Raw genomic sequence first — 17,322 nt, 5'->3', positions numbered from 1 at the left:
CTGGTCCCGGCCGCGCAAGAACGGCGAGTGAGATCCTCCGCCAAGCCCCGCCCGGTTCGCCGGGCGGGCTTTCCGCACATCGGCGCGAATTCCATGGGCTCGGAATGCGAATCTTAATTTTGCGATGGATTCAGCACTAGCCACAGGTCGGCGCCACTGAGATCGGCAAACCCCTTCGCACCGGCCTGTTACGATCAGGGCCATCTCGCTCCAAAGACGGCCCACGCGTTACACAAGCGACGTAGGCGTATATCCCGCGATTGTCGAAACAGAGGGTGTTATTTCTTCTTGCGGTCAAGTCGGGTCGATTTGCGCCCTTTAGGCAATGTTTTATGGATCGTAGCGCCCTTTGGTAATGGAAGGAATAACTCGTTGAGTTGGACACCGAGGGTGTCAGCCAACCGGTCAAGCAAATCAATCGTAGGATTTTCCAACTTCCGCTCAAGACCACTCATATACGAACGATCTATTCCCGCGTCATAAGCCAATTGCTCCTGCGGAATACCGCGATCGACGCGTATCCGGCGTATATTCCAGGCTACGAGTGCGCGAGCTTTCATTTGCGCAGGCAGCCATTTGGTGGCCCATTAAACCACTGGATATGGCCCGACTATTTAAGTAGGCTCTCGATAGAGAGACCGTTCAGCACGCCATCACCAGAACATCCCGTGTCTCCCAAGGAGGTTGCTGGCGCAGCTGAAACGGTAAGACTTTTGTAGGCCGTTGGAGCCGTCGACGTGCGAACAGTGCTGTCCGAACCATCGTCGCACCTGTGGGAAGCGTCCTACCCTCACTTGGGGCAGGTGCTTTGGCTTTTTCGGAAACAGTTACTTCCGCTTGGCCAGTTTTCCTTCGTTTCGCGCCTCCTCGTCCGGCGCGATGAGATCAACCGGAGTGACGCCCAACGCACTGGCGAGCTGGAACAGGCTTACGACGGTTGGATTGCGGCGGCCGCGTTCCAAGTCGCTGATGTATTGTTGAGTAAAGCCGGACAGGTCGGCGAACTTCTCCTGCGTAAAGCGCTTTTGCTTCCGCAGCTTTGCGAAATTCCGGCCGACCAACTTGCGCATGTCCATTCGCGCAAGTTGCGTCTTACATACTATGAGGTTTATCTCCTATAGTATGTATCTGCACCGACCCCGGAATACGACTAAAATGAGACCGCTCGTCAATCGCGCGTCCAGGAACCTTGCAATTATTCGATGTTTGTTGTCAGCCCATGACCAAGTTCAACTTAAATCCCGAAGTGGCCGATGCCCCTCCCGCTGGGGACGCCATGACCTCCTACGACGAACAGCATGTCGTAACCTACATGCGCCTTCTGCAGGCGGAGAGCGAGGGGGCCGATTGGTCCGAGGTCGCTCGGATCGTGTTGCACATCGACTCCGATCGCGAGCCGGAGCGTGCGCGTACTGCATACCAGACACATGTTCAGCGCGCGAAGTGGTTGACCGAACAGGGACGTCTGTTGCGCGGACCTAGATCAACCTAGAATAGTTTTCTAGACGGCTTTGGTTCTGACGACACCTTTTTCTCGGCACTCGGGCGTGGTGACTCACGTGCACCACGTGGTGACAAGCTGGCATCTTTTCCCAAAGGCCTGTTCGCAGCTATTGCGCCGTCATCGTTGTTAGCTCTTTGCAATGAGGCGGATGTTATGGCCCAAGTCGATTGGCGCTCCCCGGACTCCTACGACTACCTGAATAATGCTGACCCCACTGATATCGCTTGGGAGTTCGTGCGTCGCAATCCTGAATACCAACGTGACTACCAGGCTGTGATCGCCAAGAGCCCGACGGGTGAAGTCACCGAGGAATTCAGGAGGAAGTGGGGCATCTGCTTTCGCCCATGACCCGCAGCGGTCCTTTGATCAACAGACAATCTTTTGGGCGCCCGAGGCGCTGCCGGATGTCGTCCCGGTTGCGGTAACGACGTCAGGCGCTGACCCGAGTGCGCCAGATCTACCTCTATTCAACGTCTCGACGGCCGAAATGCGTCGCGCCGCTGATGGGTGGCACGCCGTGCTGCGCATCGGGACCGTGAACCACCGTGTCTGGTTGAAGGATGAACCTTCCATTGGTCATCGCTATGCCGCCAAACTTCCCTTCGATGAGAACTTGCCGCCGCGAGCGCATGCAGCTCGCAGATTGTGGCGCGCGCTCAACGGACGCGCGGCAGGCCCCGCTTTCCACGAACTTTCCAAACAGCGCCGGGATCGCCTAAGGCAAGTCGCGCGTGCGCTCGACGCACGTCATGCCGGTAGCAGCTATCGTGTGATCGCGTTGGCACTGCTTGGAAAGAAAAGCGTCCCAAAGCAAGCCTGGAAGACCCACGATTCCCGTAGCCTCATCATCCGTCTGGTACACGACGGCTTCTCCTTGATGCGGGGCGGCTATTGCAGGCTTCTGCGCTCCGGGCGCAGGAACAAATAGCCTCATCGCGGGGGTGTCGAAACATGCACCCCCGATCTTCGGCATCCCCCTCCGAAGCCCTGCTTCTCCAAGATGACCACACCCACGCCGGCGCCCTCATGGGTGGTGCGCCGCCATCTTGGAGCTCTCAAATGCCCGATCCGACCGCCGGACTTCCTCCGCGTTTCCTGCGCACTCCCGAGGCTGCACGCTACCTCGGCCTGTCTGGCCGCACGCTGGAAAAACATCGCACTTACGGTACCGGGCCGACCTACCGGAAGATCGGCGGCCGCGTCGTCTACGCCTTGGACGACCTGAAAGCGTGGGCCGATCTCGGCGCCAAAACGTCCACTTCTGACCCTGGCAAAGACACGGTGCTGCCGGCCAAAAAGCATTCGCAACTACGTCGTTATGCCGGCCAGGAACACCGCTGATGGTCGCTCTGAAGGCAATCATCATGCGACGCATTCAGCAAGCCGACCGCCATCAGCTTGAGCTTTTCCGCGCCCTGCCGGGAGATCTTGCTCCACGCGATGCGCAGGATCTGATGGCTTATCCATTCTTTTCGCTGGCTAAGACCAAAAGGATCGTGCCCATCGATTTCTGCGCCGGAACAACCTCAATCCGCGTCGAAGCTGTCCCGGAGCACGGCATGGCAACGATCTGGGACGCCGACGTCCTGATTTGGGCTGCCTCCCAGATCGTCGAAGCTCGCGATGCCGGTCTGAAAACATCACGCCTGATAGCCGCAACGCCATATGAGATTCTGACGTTCGTCGGCCGCGGCACCAGCGCACGCGACTACGACCGGCTGAAGGCAGGTCTTGACAGACTTCAGTCAACGACCGTGCTGACCTCGATCCGTCAACCCGCAGAACGGCGGCGGCACCGCTTCTCCTGGATTAACGAGTGGAAGGAAGCCGCTGATGCATATGGCAGACCATTTGGGATCGAACTGATCCTGCCAGATTGGTTCTATGCCGGCGTGATCGATGACGCTCTCGTTCTGACGATCGACCGCGCCTATTTCGACCTGACAGGTGGCCTTGAGCGCTGGCTTTACCGGCTGGTGCGCAAGCACGGCGGCCGGCAGCGCGGCGGCTGGAGCTTCGACCTTGCCCATCTTCATGCCAAGTCCGGCAGCCTCTCGCCGCTCAAGCATTTTGCCTACGACGTTCGACAGATTGTCCAGCGGCAGACATTGCCGGGCTATCGGCTCGTCCTCACGCGCGATCCAAACGGCCGCGAGCGGCTGAACTTCGCCTCGATCCCAAACCTTCCCGTTACGGCGCGCCTGTCGGCGCGTCGTTCGGGACCAATTTCAGGGGACAACCTGTGAATCAGCTCGTGCTATCGGGGACCGCAACCCTCGTGCCATCAGGGACCAGATCATCGTGCTATCGGGGACCGAAAGCGAACCTAAAGGCTTGTGAACGCGCGCTTTCCTGGCCCCCTAACTTTACTAACCAGAAATCCTTCGGATTTCTTCTAACGGAACTCGCTGTTGCCCACATTGTGGAAGAGCGGCAGTGGCACGGACGGTCGAGCTGCCTTCAGGTTCAAATCCCGCAATCGTCCGTCCTCATCACTAGCCGTTGGCTTTTCGAGCTTCCGGGAGAGACAGCATGAGCGATCTCACCGAGGTGGAAGTGCTGTGGCTGGAGAAGCGGATCGAGAACCGGGTTCGATTTGGCCGCAATGTCGAGGAACGGAAGCTCGATCGCCATCGTCGCGTCCTGGCATTTGCTCCAGGCAGCATCTTTGCGTTCGTTCGTTGGACGTCGAATGATTTCGGGACGGTGATTTCGCGCATTGATATCCTGCGTGCCGTCGCCGCGGGTCAGCGCTGCTCGACCGTGCCCTATGTGAAGCCAGGAGGCGACATTCTGCTTCGCCTTTCTGGCTGGCCGAAGGTCGAGCGCGTGCTGCAGATGATCGATGCCGTCGAGGCACTTGGTATCGATCCGGCTGATGTCGCCCCAGATCATTGGCAGCATGTCCACAACCGTCTTTCCGTCAATGAAAGCCCACGTCCCTACACGAAAGCTCGCCATCAGGCCTGGCTTCGCCGGCGGAGGATCATCCGATGAGAGGGCGGATGATGACGCTGCTTGCGATGTGCGGGGCTGCCGCAGCGATCGCCGTAACCATCGTGGAAGGGCGAACGCCGGCCTTCATCTGGAATGCATCGCCGAGCGTGCCCATCGGCCTTTACCGCCTGCGTTCCGCAGAGACTTTGTATGTCACGGAGCTGGTTGCGGTTCAGCCGCCTGAACCGCTGGCGAGCTTCCTCGACCTGAAGGGCTATTTGCCGCTCGGCCTTCCTATGCTCAAACGTATCCTCGCGCTCCCCGGGCAGACGGTTTGCAGAACAGGCCTCGCCATCTCGGTGGACAACATTGCTATGGGTGAGGCGCGTGAGCGTGACGGCCGCGGCCGTCCGCTGCCAGACTGGCAGGGCTGCCGCGTCGTCGGGCCGGCCGAGCTCTTTCTCATGAACTGGCAATCGGATGAGTCCTTCGACGGCCGGTATTTTGGCTTTCTTCCAGCCGCAGCCGTGATCGGCCGTGCGGACCCGGTGTGGACCTCGGAGGAGTGATGAGGTGTGTTCGTCATATTCATTTCACCATGCGCTTGTTCGATGGACCGCAAGGCCCTTTCTCCATTCCGGCTCCTCCATGCAAAGGCGATGTTAGGGAGGAACACCTCCCGCTGCTGAATGGCGCGCACAAAGGCTTTCTCCATCGGGAAGAGGCGCGCAGGAGGACGTACCTGGCACAGTTTGGCGCGCGCCTGTTCGCTGCACCCTTCCTGTTGCTCGTGCTCGCGCTTTGCAGTGCTTCGGTCGCCGAGGAGACAGCAACAGGGGCGGAGCACGAAGGGGCCCAGCCATTCGAAACCTTCATCATCGAAGCTTCACAGCGTTTTTCCATTCCAGTCTCCTGGATTGTCGAGGTGATGGCTGTCGAAAGCACTGGAGACGTTCGTGCCAGATCGCCCAAAGGCGCCATGGGGCTGATGCAGCTCATGCCCGACACCTGGGCCGAATTGCGCCGCCGGCACGCCCTCGGCAGCGATCCGTTCGACCCCCGTGACAACATCCTGGCAGGAACGGCGTATCTGCGTGAAATGCTCGACCGCTTCGGACCGAACGGCGTATTTGCTGCCTATCACGCAGGACCGCTGCGCTATCAGGAGCATCTTGCCGGGCGTCCATTGCCTGTCGAAACCCAAGCCTATGTGAAGAGGCTTGGGTCCGTGCTGGACGTCGATCAGCAACCGACCTGGAAGGCTGGCGTCACGTCATCAGCATCGTCGCTGCTCATTCCGCAGTCAACTCATAAGCCAACTGACATGCCGAGAACGGACGACCGGTCGATAAGGATTGTGCCTTCGGCAGACATCATGAACGCTATCTCCTCGCGAGATATTCTGCGGATCGTTCCAAGCTCGACTGGTCTATTCGTGGCGCGGACCGATTCTCGCACCATGCAATGATCAGAAGCGCGGTTGCGGAGCGGAACACATGTCAGCGAGCGATCGGCGAGAAGTGAGAGGGGCGGAGGTGAACGACCGTAAGCGTCCGGCATCTGCATACGGCATATGGGCGATGCCTTCGGCCCGCGCTCTACTCGTCGCTTCGCTCCTCACCGAGCCACCCTATGGGTGTCTCGGCCCTTCGGGTAACGATCGCTATCGCAAGCGCTCGCAAACAGTGTGCGCTTCGCAAACTAACTGCCACGTCGCGGCTGTTTTTTTCCCAATGAATCGGCCACCAGCCGACGTGTTTCTGCAGGCGCTGTTGGAGGATCCACCACAATGAATCCCAACTGCTCTTTGCCGTAAATCTCCCTCCTTTGCAGGCGAAAAGGCAGGAGATTTGTCTGCTGATCCGTGGACCAGCAGACGAAATGTTCGTCAACTAGAGGAAGGAAGAGCGAGTAACAAAGAACGACGGGCTAGGGCAAGATAAAAGCGGCTCGCCCGTCGAACGCCAAGCCATTGCCATGGCTTGGGTTCTGGCGTGCCGATCGGTCGTGGCGCGTGCCGCGCTTTGAACATTCACAAGCAAATTCAATGCATCTTTCGGTACTGACTAAGATTTACGAGGAAAGAACGACCGTGAATACCAAGGACAGCGAACTTCACATCCGGCCCGGCCGCATCCGCAGCACGCGCGCGCCCAAGGCCAAGAGCTTCTTCAATCAGGTACTGCAAGCGGCGCAGAAGGCGGGCCACACCTCCGCCTCCTCGATGAGCCGCGGAGGACGCGTCGGGCGCTCGACGTTCGGCCGCGGCCGGCTCCAGTTTGCCCGCAACCGTCTGTTTAGCGCTGCGCGCCGCGTGACCGTGAAGGCGCGGGTCGCGCGGCATAAGGGATTGGCATTCGGCTCGGCATCACTCGCGGCGCATATCTCGTACCTCCGGCGCGATGGCGTGACCCGCAGCGGCGAGAGAGCCTCGCTGTTTGACGCCGAACGCGAAGAGGTTGATGGCAGCGCCTTCGCCGAGCGTTGCAAGGGCGATCGGCATCATTTTCGATTCATCATCGCACCCGAGGACGGGGGCGAGATGAGCGATCTGAAAGCGTTCACGCGCGATCTCGCCAGGCAGATGAAGGCGGACCTCGGCACACGGCTCGACTGGGTCGCCGTCGATCACTGGAACACGGACAATCCACACATTCACCTGCTTGTTCGCGGGGTCAGCGACAACGTTGAGGACCTCGTGATCTCCCGCGACTATATCAGCCAGGGACTACGCTCTCGCGCGGAAGAGCTGGCATCCATCGAGCTCGGGCCCAAAGCCGAGCACGAGATCCGCAGGGCTCTCGAACGCGAAGTCTTCGCCGAAAGATGGACACGGCTCGACCGCGAGATCCGTCTGGCTGCCGACGAGACCGGCTATCTCGACCTGCGGCCCGATCGGGAAGGGATATCTGACCCCGAAATCCGCCGCCTTATGATCGGGCGCCTTCAGCATCTGCAAAAGATGGGCCTTGCCTCATCGGCGGTACCCGGTGAGTGGATGGTGGGTTTGGACGCAGAACCCCATCTCAGAGACCTTGCAATTCGGGGCGATATCATCAAGACCATGCATCAAGCGATGACAGAGCGGGGACAGGAACGAAGTCTCTCGGAATTCGCCGTTACGGGGGAAAGAACGACCGCACCGATTATCGGGCGATTATTGGCAACCGGGCTACACGACGAGCTCACCGGCGAAGCCTATGCGCTCATTGATGCGACCGACGGACGGCTCCATCACGTCCGCTTTCGTGGTCTTGAGGCATTCGAACAGGCGCCCCCCATTGGCGGCATTGTCGAAGTCAGGCAGTTCGGTGGGATGGACGAGCAGCGGCCGACGCGCGTGCTCGCCAATCGCTCGGATTTCGATCTTCCCGCGCAAATAGGTGCGCCGGGAGCAACCTGGCTCGACCACCGACTGGTCGAGCGCGATTCGATGCCGCTCGCCTTGGGCGGCTTCGGGCGGGAGGCTCGGCAAGCGATGCAGGCGCGAGCCGAACATCTTGCAGAAGCAGGGCTCGCACACCGAGCGGGAGGGCGCATCATCCTGCAACGCGATCTCCTCAATACGCTGCGGCGCCGGGAGCTAGAGGCGGCCGGTGCCGAAATCGCGGCCGAGACCGGCTTGCCTCACGCGCAAGCCGCAGTCGGTGAGCAGGTCGCAGGAACATACCGAAAGAGCCTGTCCCTCACGTCGGGCCGCTTTGCATTGATCGACAATGGGCTTGGCTTTCAACTCGTCCCCTGGACGCGCGAACTGGAAAAACGCCTCGGCCAGCATGTGACGGGAAGCGTTAGGGATGGCGGTGGGATCGAGTGGAGTTTCGGCCGCAAGCGCGACCTCGGTCTTTGATTTCCTTGGCCAGAGCGTCATTCAGCGAAGGAGAGCCTTGTCGATGTCCGGAACCAAGATCTTGTGGGGGCAGCTCGTGGCTGTCGGCGCGATCGTCCTGCTCACGATCTGGAGCGCGACGGAGTGGACGGCCTGGCGCTTGGCCTTCCAACCCGAGCTCGGTCTGCCCTGGTTCAAGATGTATGGATTTGCGGTCTATTACCCGCCCGAGTTCTTCTGGTGGTGGTTCGTGTTCGACGCCTATGCACCTGACGTATTCACCGAGGGCGCCTACATCGCCGCCTCTGGAAGCTTTCTCTCCATCGCCGTGGCCATCGCCATGTCTGTCTGGCGCGCCCGGGAGGCCAAGGACGTTGCCACCTATGGCTCGGCCCGATGGGCCAAGCTTGAGGAGGTGAGGGCGGGAGGTTTGCTGAGCGCGGACGGGGTTGTGCTTGGCCGACTGGAGAAGAACGACCTGCGTCACGATGGGCCCGAGCACGTCCTCTGCTTTGCTCCAACGAGGTCCGGCAAGGGCGTCGGGCTCGTCGTCCCCTCGCTGCTGACATGGCCGCACTCGGCCATCGTGCACGACATCAAGGGTGAGAACTGGCAGCTCACAGCCGGGTTTCGGTCGAAGCACGGCCGTGTGCTGCTGTTCGATCCGACCAATGCCAGATCATCAGCCTATAATCCGCTTCTGGAGGTCCGGCGCGGGGAGTGGGAGGTCAGGGACGTCCAGAACGTCGCAGATGTGCTCGTAGACCCCGAGGGCTCGCTCGACAAGCGGAACCATTGGGAGAAAACCAGTCATTCCCTGCTCGTCGGGGCAATCCTTCACGTCCTCTATGCCGAGCCCAATAAGACGCTCGCCGGCGTCGCCGCTTTTCTATCGGATCCCAAGCGGCCGATCGAAACGACGCTGAACGCGATGATGACGACAGCACACCTCAAGGACCAGGGGCCGCATCCGGTCGTCGCCTCTACGGCAAGAGAGCTGCTGAACAAATCCGAGAATGAACGCTCGGGTGTGCTTTCGACAGCGATGTCCTTCCTCGGACTTTATCGGGATCCCGTCGTCGCCGAAGTGACAAGCCGCTGCGATTGGCGGATCGCCGACCTTATCGCAGACAACTGCCCCACCACGCTCTACCTGGTCGTGCCGCCCTCGGATATTTCGCGAACCAAGCCACTAGTCCGCTTGATCCTCAACCAAATCGGGCGGCGGATCACCGAGGACCTTCAGGATAAGGATCGCCGTCACCGCGTGTTGCTGATGCTGGATGAATTTCCAGCTTTGGGACGACTTGATTTTTTCGAGTCGGCACTGGCTTTCATGGCCGGCTACGGCATCAAGGCGTTCCTCATTGCCCAGTCGCTCAACCAGATCGAGAAGGCCTACGGCCCGAATAACGCGATCCTAGACAACTGTCATGTCCGGGTAAGCTTTGCGACCAATGATGAGCGCACCGCAAGGCGCGTCTCCGATGCGCTAGGCACGGCAACCGAAATACGCTCCATGAAGAACTACGCCGGCCATCGGCTCAACCCATGGCTCGGCCATCTCATGGTCTCTCGCCAAGATACCGCGCGGCCGCTTCTGACCCCGGGAGAGGTCATGCAGCTGCCGCCGTCAGAGGAGATCGTGATGGTGGCAGGCACTCCTCCAATCCGTGCGAGAAAAGTGCGCTACTACGAGGATGAGCGATTTGCCGAGCGCGTACTTCCCCCGCCAGATCCCGTCAAGATCCGAAGGTCTTCTCGCGCCGACAGCTGGTCAGGGCTGAAGGCCGCTATTCCCGATAAGACGCCCGCGGACATTGGCGGTGGCGACGCTGACACGGCCAATGGCGGACTGCGGCGAGAGCCCGAGCTTCCGGATCACCTCGCCATCGTTAAGGAAACGACGGAGGTCGCGCCGGCCGAGGAATTCGCCGTGCTGGAAGACGACGAAGATGCCGCGCGCCAGTCGCGCCTGCTGCGGCAGAAGATGCGCGGCGTTGCGCGGCAAGCCGCACTCGACCCGAATGATGGCATTGAATTGTGAGAAGATCATGCGCAACCGCATGAACGTCTACTTCCCTCCAGAGCTGTTGGCACAGATCACGGAACTTGCCGATCGAAAAAACATCTCACGCTCTGCAATCGTCGAGGCGGCAGTCAGCTCGTTCCTGTCCCCAGATGGCTCGGACCGGCGGGAAGCCGCCTTTTCGCGTCGTCTCGACAGGATATCGCGCCAAATGCAACGCCTCGAACGCGACCTCGGACTTACCGCTGAAACTCTGGCTCTGTTCGTGCGGTTCTGGTTGACAGTCACGCCCCCGCTTCCCTCCGACGCCCAGGCTGCCGCCCAAGCCAAGGGGCGTGAGCGCTTCGAGGGTTTTGTCGAGACGCTCGGCCGTCGCCTGCAAAAGGGGCAGAGTTTTCTGCGCGAGATTCCCGAAGATATCGTTCGGCAGCCGGCGGACGGAGACAGCAACTGACATCGGTTGTTGAGGCTTTGCGCCAATGTTTCTCTTTCTACGCTAGCCTACGATCCGACGAGCCACGTTGTTGCGTCATCTTCCATCGTGGTTTTTCTAATCGTCCCCATCTGAGGCGCTCGTGGGGGGCGCTCTCAAGCGAATGGGGCTCTCGTGATAATCCAGTCGGCTCAAGCGGAGGCGATCTCGCGCGGCGCGCGCATGCTGCGCAGCGCGCTCGGGCCTGCGGTCGCGCGCTATCTCGAAGACGATGCCGTCATCGAAGTGATGCTCAATCCCGATGGGCGGCTCTGGATCGACCGCCTGTCCGGCGGTTTGGAGGATACCGGCCAGCAGCTGTCACCTGCGGACGGGGAGCGCATCATTCGGCTGGTCGCGCATCATGTCGGTGCAGAGGTCCATGGAGCTGCTCCCCGGATCTCGGCCGAGCTGCCGGAAACCGGAGAGCGGTTCGAGGGATTGTTGCCGCCGGTCGTGGCTCGGCCGACCTTTGCGATCCGAAAGCCAGCGGTCGCTGTCTTTACGCTCGACGATTACGTCGCCGCCGGGATCATGCGCGCCGGTCAAGCCGCGATGCTGCGGGACGCCGTTGCCGGGCGACAGAACATCCTCGTCGCGGGCGGCACGTCGACAGGCAAGACCACGCTGACCAATGCGCTGCTGGTGGAGGTTGCCAAGACCTCCGACCGGGTCGTTCTGATCGAAGATACCAGGGAGCTGCAATGCCTGGCAGCAAACCTCGTGTCTCTGCGAACCAAGGACGGCGTGGTCTCGCTGTCTGACCTCGTGCGCTCTTCACTTCGGCTGCGGCCGGATCGAATTCCAATCGGTGAGGTCCGAGGCGCGGAGGCGCTCGATCTCCTCAAGGCCTGGGGCACGGGGCATCCCGGCGGCATCGGCACGATCCACGCAGGTTCTGCGCTCGGGGCGCTACGTCGCCTGGAGCAGCTCATCCAGGAGGCGGTCGTCACCGTCCCGCGCGCGCTCATTGCCGAGACCATCAATGTCATCGCCGTCCTTTCGGGGCGCGGCGCCGATCGCCGCCTTGCCGAGCTCGCCCGCGTCGAGGGCATCAGTGCGGGCGGCGACTACAGTCTTTCACCAGCAGGAGATCTCAAGTGAACCATCGCCTCCAGACTTCGCAAGCTTTCACCCTGGCCTTGATTGCCATGACCACGACCGCTACCCCCGTCATGGCCGCCGGCTCCAACATGCCCTGGGAGCAGCCGCTCAACCAGATTCTGCAATCGGTCGAGGGGCCTGTCGCCAAGATCATCGCGGTCATCATCATCGTGGTCACAGGCTTGACGCTGGCCTTCGGCGATTCGTCCGGCGGCTTTCGCCGGCTGATCCAGATCGTCTTCGGCCTGTCGATTGCCTTTGCGGCTTCGAGTTTCTTCCTGTCGTTCTTCTCGTTTGGCGGCGGCGTGGTGATCTGATGCAGGAGGGCGTCGCAGGCTTCCTCGTGCCGGTGCATCGCGCATTGACCGAACCGATCCTGATGGGCGGAGCGCCGAGAGCTGTTGCGATCGTCAATGGCACGCTCGCAGCGGCACTTGGATTGGGATTGCGCCTGTGGATCGCGGGCCTGCTGCTCTGGGCGCTCGGCCACGCCGCAGCTGTATGGGCCGCAAAGCGCGATCCCGCTTTCGTCGAGGTCGTACACCGCCACCTGCGAATTCCCGCTCATTTCGATCTTTAGGAACCTTTCCCATGTTGAATCTTGCCGAATATCGCAAGTCGAACACCCGCCTTGCGGACTTCCTTCCCTGGGCCGCGTTGGTCGATGAGGGCATTGTCCTGAACAAGGATGGCTCGTTCCAACGCACGGCCAAATTTCGCGGGCCCGATCTCGACAGCGCGGTACCGGCGGAGCTCGTCGCAGTCGCCGGCCGGCTCAACAATGCGCTGCGCCGCCTTGGCTCGGGCTGGGCGGTCTTCGTCGAAGCCCAGCGTCACTCCGCGGGAGCATACCCGCCGAGCATGTTCCCGGACGTCGCCTCCGCGCTCGTTGACGCCGAGCGCAAGGCCCAGTTCGAGGAGGAGGGCGTCCACTACGAGTCGAGCTACTATCTTACGCTCCTTTATCTTCCGCCGCCGGAAGATGCCGCAAGGGCCGAGCGGCTTCTCTATGAGGGCTGCGCTCGCAACGAAGATGCCGATGCGCGGCAGGTGCTGGCTGGCTTCGTTGATCGGACGGCGCGCCTCCTGCAGTTGATCGAAGGCTTCATGCCCGAATGCCGCTGGCTCGATGACAGCGAAACACTGACCTATCTTCACGCGACGATCTCGACAAAGCGCCATCGTGTCCGCGTCCCGGAGATCCCGATGTACCTGGACGCTCTGCTGGCGGATCAGCCGCTCTCGGGAGGGCTGGAGCCGATGCTGGGAGCGGCGCATTTGCGGGTGCTCACGATCGTCGGCTTCCCGACCGCCACGACCCCTGGGATTCTTGATGACCTCAATCGGCTTGCCTTCTCCTATCGCTGGTCGAGCCGAGCCATCATGCTCGACAAGCTAGAAGCCACAAGGCTGCTAACCCGAATTCGCCGGCAGTGGTTCGCCAAGCGGAAGTCTATTGCCGCGATCCTGAAGGAGGTGATGACGAACGAAGCATCCTCGCTGCTGGATACCGATGCGCACAACAAGGCGATGGACGCGGACGCCGCGCTCCAGGAACTTGGATCCGACGAGATCGGAGAGGCCTTTGTCACCGCCACTGTCATCGTTTGGGATCTGAATGCAAGGGCGGCCGACGAAAAGCTACGCCAAGTGGAAAAGGTCATTCAGGGTCGCGATTTCACCTGCATGGTCGAGACGGTCAATGCCGTCGAGGCGTGGCTCGGCAGCCTCCCCGGCCATGTCTACGCCAATGTTCGGCAGCCTCCGATCTCCACCTTGAATCTCGCGCACATGATTCCTCTCTCTGCCGTCTGGGCAGGCGAGGCGAGGGACCAGCACTTCAACGCGCCGCCGCTGCTCTTTGGCAAGACGGAAGGCTCGACGCCATTCCGCTTCTCCCTTCACGTTGGCGACGTCGGGCATACTCTTGTTGTGGGACCGACCGGCGCCGGCAAATCGGTTCTGCTCGCGTTGATGGCCCTTCAGTTCCGCCGCTATCCCGGCTCGCAGGTGTTCGCGTTCGATTTTGGCGGCTCGATCCGGGCGGCCGCGATCGCCATGGGCGGCGATTGGCACGACCTTGGTGGCGCGTTGTCGGCCGATGATGGCGCACCGATCGCATTGCAGCCGCTGGCCTGGATCGACAATCCCGCCGAACGGGCCTGGGCGACTGACTGGGTGGCCGCTCTTCTTACACGAGAGAAGGTCGATCTTTCTCCAGAAGGCAAGGACCATCTGTGGTCGGCCCTGACCTCGCTTGCCTCGGCACCGGTACCCGAGCGGACGCTAACCGGGCTTTCTGTCCTTCTGCAGTCGAACGTCCTCAAGCGCGCTCTCCAGCCCTATTGTCTGGGTGGGCCCTATGGGCGGCTGCTGGATGCAGAATTCGAGCGGCTTGGGGAAGCCTCAGTCCAGGCATTTGAGACCGAAGGACTGATCGGAACGGGGGCTGCGCCGGCCGTACTCGCTTATCTTTTTCACCGGATCGGTGACCGGCTCGACGGCAGGCCTACATTGATCATCGTCGACGAGGGGTGGCTAGCGCTCGATGATGCCGATTTCGCAGGACAGTTGCGGGAGTGGCTGAAGACGCTCCGAAAAAAGAACGCCTCGGTGGTGTTTGCCACCCAGTCCCTTTCCGACATCGACGGCTCGGCAATCGCCCCCGCAATCATCGAGAGCTGCCCGACGCGGCTGCTCTTGCCAAACGAGCGCGCGATCGAGCCGCAGATCACAGCCATCTATCGCCGGTTCGGGCTCAATGATCGCCAAATCGAACTCCTGAGCAGGGCAACGCCGAAGCGCGACTATTATTGCCAGTCTCGCCGAGGCAACCGCATGTTCGAGCTTGGCCTCGGCGAGGTCGCACTCGCCTTTACAGCCGCATCAGCCAAGTCCGATCAACTCGCAATCGAGCACCTGGTCGCCGAGCACGGCGCCGAGGGGTTTCTAGCGGTCTGGCTTGAGCACCGCGGAGCAAGCTGGGCTATCGACCTCATCCCGAATCTGAAAAATCTGGAGTCATCACGATGAGCCTTCGACGCTTGCGTTTCGCCATCACGATCCTTGTTGCATCGGCTTTTTCTAGCGGCACAGCGCGTGCCCAGTGGATTGTGTTCGATCCCAACAATTACGTTCAGAACGTGTTGACCGCCGCTCGCGAGCTGCAGCAGATCAGCAACCAGATCACCTCGCTGCAAAACGAAGCGCAGATGCTGATCAACCAGGCAAAAAACCTGGCGAGCCTGCCCTATTCTTCGCTTCTGCAGCTTCAGACCTCCATCCAGCGCACCCAGCAGCTCCTTGGTCAGGCGCAGCACATCGCCTACGACGTCCAACAGATCGACCACGCCTTTGCCACAAGCTATGCGCCGGCAACAAGCAGCCAGTCCGATGCCGCGCTGTTTGCGGGAGCGCAGGCGCGCTGGCAGAACTCCGTCGGAGCGCTTCAGGACGCTCTTCGCCTCCAAGCCGGCGTTGTGGGCAACCTCGACACCAATCGCATTCAGCTGTCCGCCCTGGTGAGCTCGAGCCAGAGCGCCAGCGGCGCGCTCCAGGCAACCCAGGCCGGTAATCAGCTCCTCGCTCTTCAGGCCCAACAGCTCGCCGATCTCACCGCGACCGTCGCGGCCCACGGCCGGGCACAGGCTCTCGAAGCAGCCCAACGCGCAGCGGCCCAAGACCAGGGCCGCGAACAGCTGCAGCGCTTTCTGACTCCTGGGCCCGGCTATCAATCCTCCAACGTACAGATGTTTCACTGATGAGGGATCCGAAAACTATCAAGGCGGTGTCGATCGCAATCACCGTCTTTGGCGGCATAGTGGCGATCATCGCATGCACGCTCACGCTGCAGAATCATGCGGGTGAGCTCGAACACCAGCCGATGACCGCCCAAATACCGAGTGTGCACGAGGCTGACCTGATCCGTTGCCGTGCCGTGACATCCACGCAAACTGATGCCTATGAGACTTGCCGGAAGGTCTGGGCAGAAAGCCGCCGGAGCTTCCTTGGGCAGAAGACGGACTCGAAGGGTTCGTCAGTTGGCTCTTCGGCGGAAGAGGCTTTGGAAGCAAAGGATCAGAGCCGATTGCCTCAAGGCTATCTAGCCCGTCCTGCGGTAGGGGGCGACCAATGACCGGCACGGGCATCATCGACCAATTCCTGGAGACTTTTACACGCTACATCGACAGCGGCTTTGGTCTCGTGGGCGGGGAGGTCGGTTACCTCGCAACGACCCTCGCTGCGATCGACATCACGCTTGCAGCGTTGTTCTGGAGCTGGGGCGCGGACGACGACATCATCGCGCGGCTGGTCAAGAAGACGCTCTTCGTCGGGGTTTTTGCTTACCTGATCGGAAATTGGAACAGTCTCGCCCGTATCGTCTTCGAGAGCTTTGCGGGCCTTGGGCTGAAGGCCTCCGGCACCAGCTTGTCGGCCGGCGATTTCGTGCGGCCGGGCAAGATCGCGCAGGTGGGCCTCGATGCAGGCCGTCCGCTCCTGGACTCGATCTCCAGCCTGATTGGCTACATCAGCTTTTTCGAGAACTTCGTCCAGATCGTGGTTCTGTTGTTTGCCTGGGCAATCGTGCTTCTTGCCTTCTTCATTCTGGCCGTTCAGCTTTTCGTGACACTGATCGAGTTCAAACTCACTACATTGGCCGGATTTGTGCTGATTCCCTTCGGCCTGTTCGGCAAGACCGCCTTTGCGGCAGAGCGCGTCCTCGGCAACGTGGTCTCATCAGGCATCAAGGTGCTGGTGCTGGCTGTGATTGTCGGCATCGGCTCAACACTGTTTTCGCAATTTACGTCGGGCTTCAACGGCGCCCAACCGACCATCGAAGATGCCATGACATTGGTTCTTGCGGCGCTCTCGCTGTTGGCGTTGGGGATCTTCGGACCGAGCATCGCAAGCGGGCTGGTCTCCGGTGGGCCGCAACTCGGCGCAGGATCTGCGGTCGGTACAGCACTTGCCGCAGGCGGCGCCGCGGTGGCGACAGCCGGGCTTGCTGCAGGTGCGGCAGGTCTCGCCGGCGGAGCGCTCGTGGGCGCCGGCAGGATGGGCGCAAGCGCTGTCACGGGCACCGCAGCGGCATATCGCAGTGGCGGCCTCACGGGCGTCGCAAATGCGGCCGCCTCTGCAGCAGCAAGTCCACTTCGCAGGATGGCCTCGACGGTTGGCGGAGGCGGTCAATCGACGAGCACTTCAGCTCAGACCGCGAGCGGTAGCCCCACTTGGGCTCAGCGCATCAAGCAAGGTCAGGGCCTTGATCGGGGGGTATCGGCGGCAGTTCATGCAGTCAAATCCGGCGATCCCGGTGGCAGCGGCAGCTCGGTCGATCTCTCCCAGGAAGAGCGCCGATGAGAGGGATTTCCGAGAACGGCGCATGGCCGTCGAACTCCGCTCGGCCTGTTCCGATGATCAGCTGTTCTCGTGGGTCCTCTGCAGTG

Annotated in this window: 20 protein-coding genes; 18 read left to right on the top strand and 2 right to left on the bottom strand. The window is 61.1% G+C overall.

Going from position 1 to position 17,322, the window contains the following annotated elements:
* Positions 1-278: 278 nt before the first annotated feature.
* Together QY049_RS36795 and QY049_RS36790 are read right to left on the bottom strand one after the other, a co-directional pair.
* Positions 279-560 (bottom strand): helix-turn-helix domain-containing protein, encoded by a 282-nt coding sequence (locus QY049_RS36795; RefSeq protein ID WP_128955107.1) that lies wholly within the window; start codon positions 558-560, stop codon positions 279-281.
* Positions 561-827: 267 nt separating this feature from the next.
* A complete protein-coding gene (locus QY049_RS36790) occupies positions 828-1,076 on the bottom strand; it encodes a helix-turn-helix domain-containing protein (RefSeq protein WP_128929805.1) in 249 nt (82 codons plus the stop codon).
* A gap of 143 nt (positions 1,077-1,219) precedes the next feature.
* Between QY049_RS36790 and QY049_RS36785 the strand changes: the two genes are divergently transcribed.
* The 18 genes from QY049_RS36785 to trbL all read left to right on the top strand — a co-directional run bounded on the left by QY049_RS36785 (position 1,220) and on the right by trbL (position 17,236).
* A complete protein-coding gene (locus QY049_RS36785; RefSeq protein WP_128929806.1) occupies positions 1,220-1,492 on the top strand; it encodes a DUF2285 domain-containing protein in 273 nt (90 codons plus the stop codon).
* A 165-nt stretch (positions 1,493-1,657) separates the two neighbouring features.
* Positions 1,658-1,852, top strand: coding sequence for a DUF6499 domain-containing protein (locus QY049_RS36780; protein WP_128929807.1), 195 nt, complete (start codon positions 1,658-1,660; stop codon positions 1,850-1,852).
* Between the two features lie 139 nt (positions 1,853-1,991).
* The gene (locus tag QY049_RS36775) at positions 1,992-2,432 is read left to right on the top strand and encodes a DUF2285 domain-containing protein (protein ID WP_188637459.1); all 441 of its coding nucleotides are present in this window, start codon (positions 1,992-1,994) and stop codon (positions 2,430-2,432) included.
* A gap of 131 nt (positions 2,433-2,563) precedes the next feature.
* Positions 2,564-2,845 (top strand): AlpA family transcriptional regulator, encoded by a 282-nt coding sequence (locus QY049_RS36770; protein ID WP_128929809.1) that lies wholly within the window; start codon positions 2,564-2,566, stop codon positions 2,843-2,845.
* Between the two features lie 23 nt (positions 2,846-2,868).
* A complete protein-coding gene (locus QY049_RS36765; protein ID WP_128930181.1) occupies positions 2,869-3,750 on the top strand; it encodes a replication initiator protein A in 882 nt (293 codons plus the stop codon).
* Between the two features lie 286 nt (positions 3,751-4,036).
* Positions 4,037-4,501 (top strand): DUF2840 domain-containing protein, encoded by a 465-nt coding sequence (locus QY049_RS36760; RefSeq protein ID WP_128929810.1) that lies wholly within the window; start codon positions 4,037-4,039, stop codon positions 4,499-4,501.
* On the top strand, positions 4,498-5,010 hold the full coding sequence (locus QY049_RS36755; protein WP_128929811.1) for a S26 family signal peptidase: 513 nt from the start codon (positions 4,498-4,500) through the stop codon (positions 5,008-5,010). Before QY049_RS36760 ends, QY049_RS36755 begins: the two co-directional genes overlap by 4 nt.
* Positions 5,010-5,909 (top strand): lytic transglycosylase domain-containing protein, encoded by a 900-nt coding sequence (locus tag QY049_RS36750; RefSeq protein WP_232995621.1) that lies wholly within the window; start codon positions 5,010-5,012, stop codon positions 5,907-5,909. The genes QY049_RS36755 and QY049_RS36750 overlap by 1 nt, the downstream gene beginning before the upstream one ends.
* Positions 5,910-6,533: 624 nt before the next feature.
* Positions 6,534-8,291, top strand: a complete 1,758-nt coding sequence (locus tag QY049_RS36745) for a DUF3363 domain-containing protein (RefSeq protein ID WP_128929812.1) — start codon at positions 6,534-6,536, stop codon at positions 8,289-8,291.
* A gap of 43 nt (positions 8,292-8,334) precedes the next feature.
* On the top strand, positions 8,335-10,317 hold the full coding sequence (locus QY049_RS36740) for a conjugal transfer protein TraG (RefSeq protein WP_128955108.1): 1,983 nt from the start codon (positions 8,335-8,337) through the stop codon (positions 10,315-10,317).
* A gap of 7 nt (positions 10,318-10,324) precedes the next feature.
* A complete protein-coding gene (locus QY049_RS36735; RefSeq protein WP_128929814.1) occupies positions 10,325-10,753 on the top strand; it encodes a CopG family transcriptional regulator in 429 nt (142 codons plus the stop codon).
* Between the two features lie 201 nt (positions 10,754-10,954).
* Positions 10,955-11,875 (top strand): P-type conjugative transfer ATPase TrbB, encoded by a 921-nt coding sequence (trbB, locus tag QY049_RS36730; protein ID WP_128930183.1) that lies wholly within the window; start codon positions 10,955-10,957, stop codon positions 11,873-11,875.
* Between the two features lie 47 nt (positions 11,876-11,922).
* A complete protein-coding gene (locus QY049_RS36725; protein ID WP_232995658.1) occupies positions 11,923-12,192 on the top strand; it encodes a TrbC/VirB2 family protein in 270 nt (89 codons plus the stop codon).
* Positions 12,192-12,455, top strand: a complete 264-nt coding sequence (locus QY049_RS36720) for a VirB3 family type IV secretion system protein (protein ID WP_128929816.1) — start codon at positions 12,192-12,194, stop codon at positions 12,453-12,455. The genes QY049_RS36725 and QY049_RS36720 overlap by 1 nt, the downstream gene beginning before the upstream one ends.
* Before the next feature lie 11 nt (positions 12,456-12,466).
* Positions 12,467-14,908 carry a conjugal transfer protein TrbE gene (gene trbE, locus QY049_RS36715; RefSeq protein ID WP_128929817.1) on the top strand — a complete coding sequence of 814 codons (2,442 nt, stop codon included), beginning with the start codon at positions 12,467-12,469 and terminating at the stop codon, positions 14,906-14,908.
* Positions 14,905-15,636 (top strand): P-type conjugative transfer protein TrbJ, encoded by a 732-nt coding sequence (gene trbJ / locus QY049_RS36710; RefSeq protein ID WP_128929818.1) that lies wholly within the window; start codon positions 14,905-14,907, stop codon positions 15,634-15,636. The genes trbE and trbJ overlap by 4 nt, the downstream gene beginning before the upstream one ends.
* The gene (gene trbK-alt, locus QY049_RS36705; RefSeq protein WP_128955109.1) at positions 15,636-16,010 is read left to right on the top strand and encodes a putative entry exclusion protein TrbK-alt; all 375 of its coding nucleotides are present in this window, start codon (positions 15,636-15,638) and stop codon (positions 16,008-16,010) included. Before trbJ ends, trbK-alt begins: the two co-directional genes overlap by 1 nt.
* Positions 16,007-17,236 (top strand): P-type conjugative transfer protein TrbL, encoded by a 1,230-nt coding sequence (gene trbL, locus QY049_RS36700; protein WP_128929820.1) that lies wholly within the window; start codon positions 16,007-16,009, stop codon positions 17,234-17,236. Before trbK-alt ends, trbL begins: the two co-directional genes overlap by 4 nt.
* Positions 17,237-17,322 lie beyond the last annotated feature (86 nt).

Source organism: Bradyrhizobium sp. WYCCWR 13022 (assembly GCF_030435535.1).
Lineage (GTDB): Bacteria > Pseudomonadota > Alphaproteobacteria > Rhizobiales > Xanthobacteraceae > Bradyrhizobium.
Note: the sequence above shows the minus strand (reverse complement) of the source record. Positions and strands in the feature narration are given on the sequence as shown.

What these genes read in the sequence shown, in the direction of transcription:
- QY049_RS36785 (WP_128929806.1), top strand. Translation starts at nt 1,220, where the DNA reads ATGACCAAGTTCAACTTAAATCCCGAAGTGGCCGATGCCCCTCCCGCT.
- trbK-alt (WP_128955109.1), top strand. Translation starts at nt 15,636, where the DNA reads ATGAGGGATCCGAAAACTATCAAGGCGGTGTCGATCGCAATCACCGTC.
- QY049_RS36765 (WP_128930181.1), top strand. Translation starts at nt 2,869, where the DNA reads ATGCGACGCATTCAGCAAGCCGACCGCCATCAGCTTGAGCTTTTCCGC.
- trbL (WP_128929820.1), top strand. Translation starts at nt 16,007, where the DNA reads ATGACCGGCACGGGCATCATCGACCAATTCCTGGAGACTTTTACACGC.
- QY049_RS36790 (WP_128929805.1), bottom strand. Translation starts at nt 1,076, where the DNA reads ATGGACATGCGCAAGTTGGTCGGCCGGAATTTCGCAAAGCTGCGGAAG.
- QY049_RS36760 (WP_128929810.1), top strand. Translation starts at nt 4,037, where the DNA reads ATGAGCGATCTCACCGAGGTGGAAGTGCTGTGGCTGGAGAAGCGGATC.
- trbJ (WP_128929818.1), top strand. Translation starts at nt 14,905, where the DNA reads ATGAGCCTTCGACGCTTGCGTTTCGCCATCACGATCCTTGTTGCATCG.
- QY049_RS36725 (WP_232995658.1), top strand. Translation starts at nt 11,923, where the DNA reads ATGACCACGACCGCTACCCCCGTCATGGCCGCCGGCTCCAACATGCCC.
- trbE (WP_128929817.1), top strand. Translation starts at nt 12,467, where the DNA reads ATGTTGAATCTTGCCGAATATCGCAAGTCGAACACCCGCCTTGCGGAC.
- trbB (WP_128930183.1), top strand. Translation starts at nt 10,955, where the DNA reads ATGCTGCGCAGCGCGCTCGGGCCTGCGGTCGCGCGCTATCTCGAAGAC.
- QY049_RS36755 (WP_128929811.1), top strand. Translation starts at nt 4,498, where the DNA reads ATGAGAGGGCGGATGATGACGCTGCTTGCGATGTGCGGGGCTGCCGCA.
- QY049_RS36740 (WP_128955108.1), top strand. Translation starts at nt 8,335, where the DNA reads ATGTCCGGAACCAAGATCTTGTGGGGGCAGCTCGTGGCTGTCGGCGCG.
- QY049_RS36795 (WP_128955107.1), bottom strand. Translation starts at nt 560, where the DNA reads ATGAAAGCTCGCGCACTCGTAGCCTGGAATATACGCCGGATACGCGTC.
- QY049_RS36735 (WP_128929814.1), top strand. Translation starts at nt 10,325, where the DNA reads ATGCGCAACCGCATGAACGTCTACTTCCCTCCAGAGCTGTTGGCACAG.
- QY049_RS36780 (WP_128929807.1), top strand. Translation starts at nt 1,658, where the DNA reads ATGGCCCAAGTCGATTGGCGCTCCCCGGACTCCTACGACTACCTGAAT.
- QY049_RS36775 (WP_188637459.1), top strand. Translation starts at nt 1,992, where the DNA reads ATGCGTCGCGCCGCTGATGGGTGGCACGCCGTGCTGCGCATCGGGACC.
- QY049_RS36770 (WP_128929809.1), top strand. Translation starts at nt 2,564, where the DNA reads ATGCCCGATCCGACCGCCGGACTTCCTCCGCGTTTCCTGCGCACTCCC.
- QY049_RS36720 (WP_128929816.1), top strand. Translation starts at nt 12,192, where the DNA reads ATGCAGGAGGGCGTCGCAGGCTTCCTCGTGCCGGTGCATCGCGCATTG.
- QY049_RS36750 (WP_232995621.1), top strand. Translation starts at nt 5,010, where the DNA reads ATGAGGTGTGTTCGTCATATTCATTTCACCATGCGCTTGTTCGATGGA.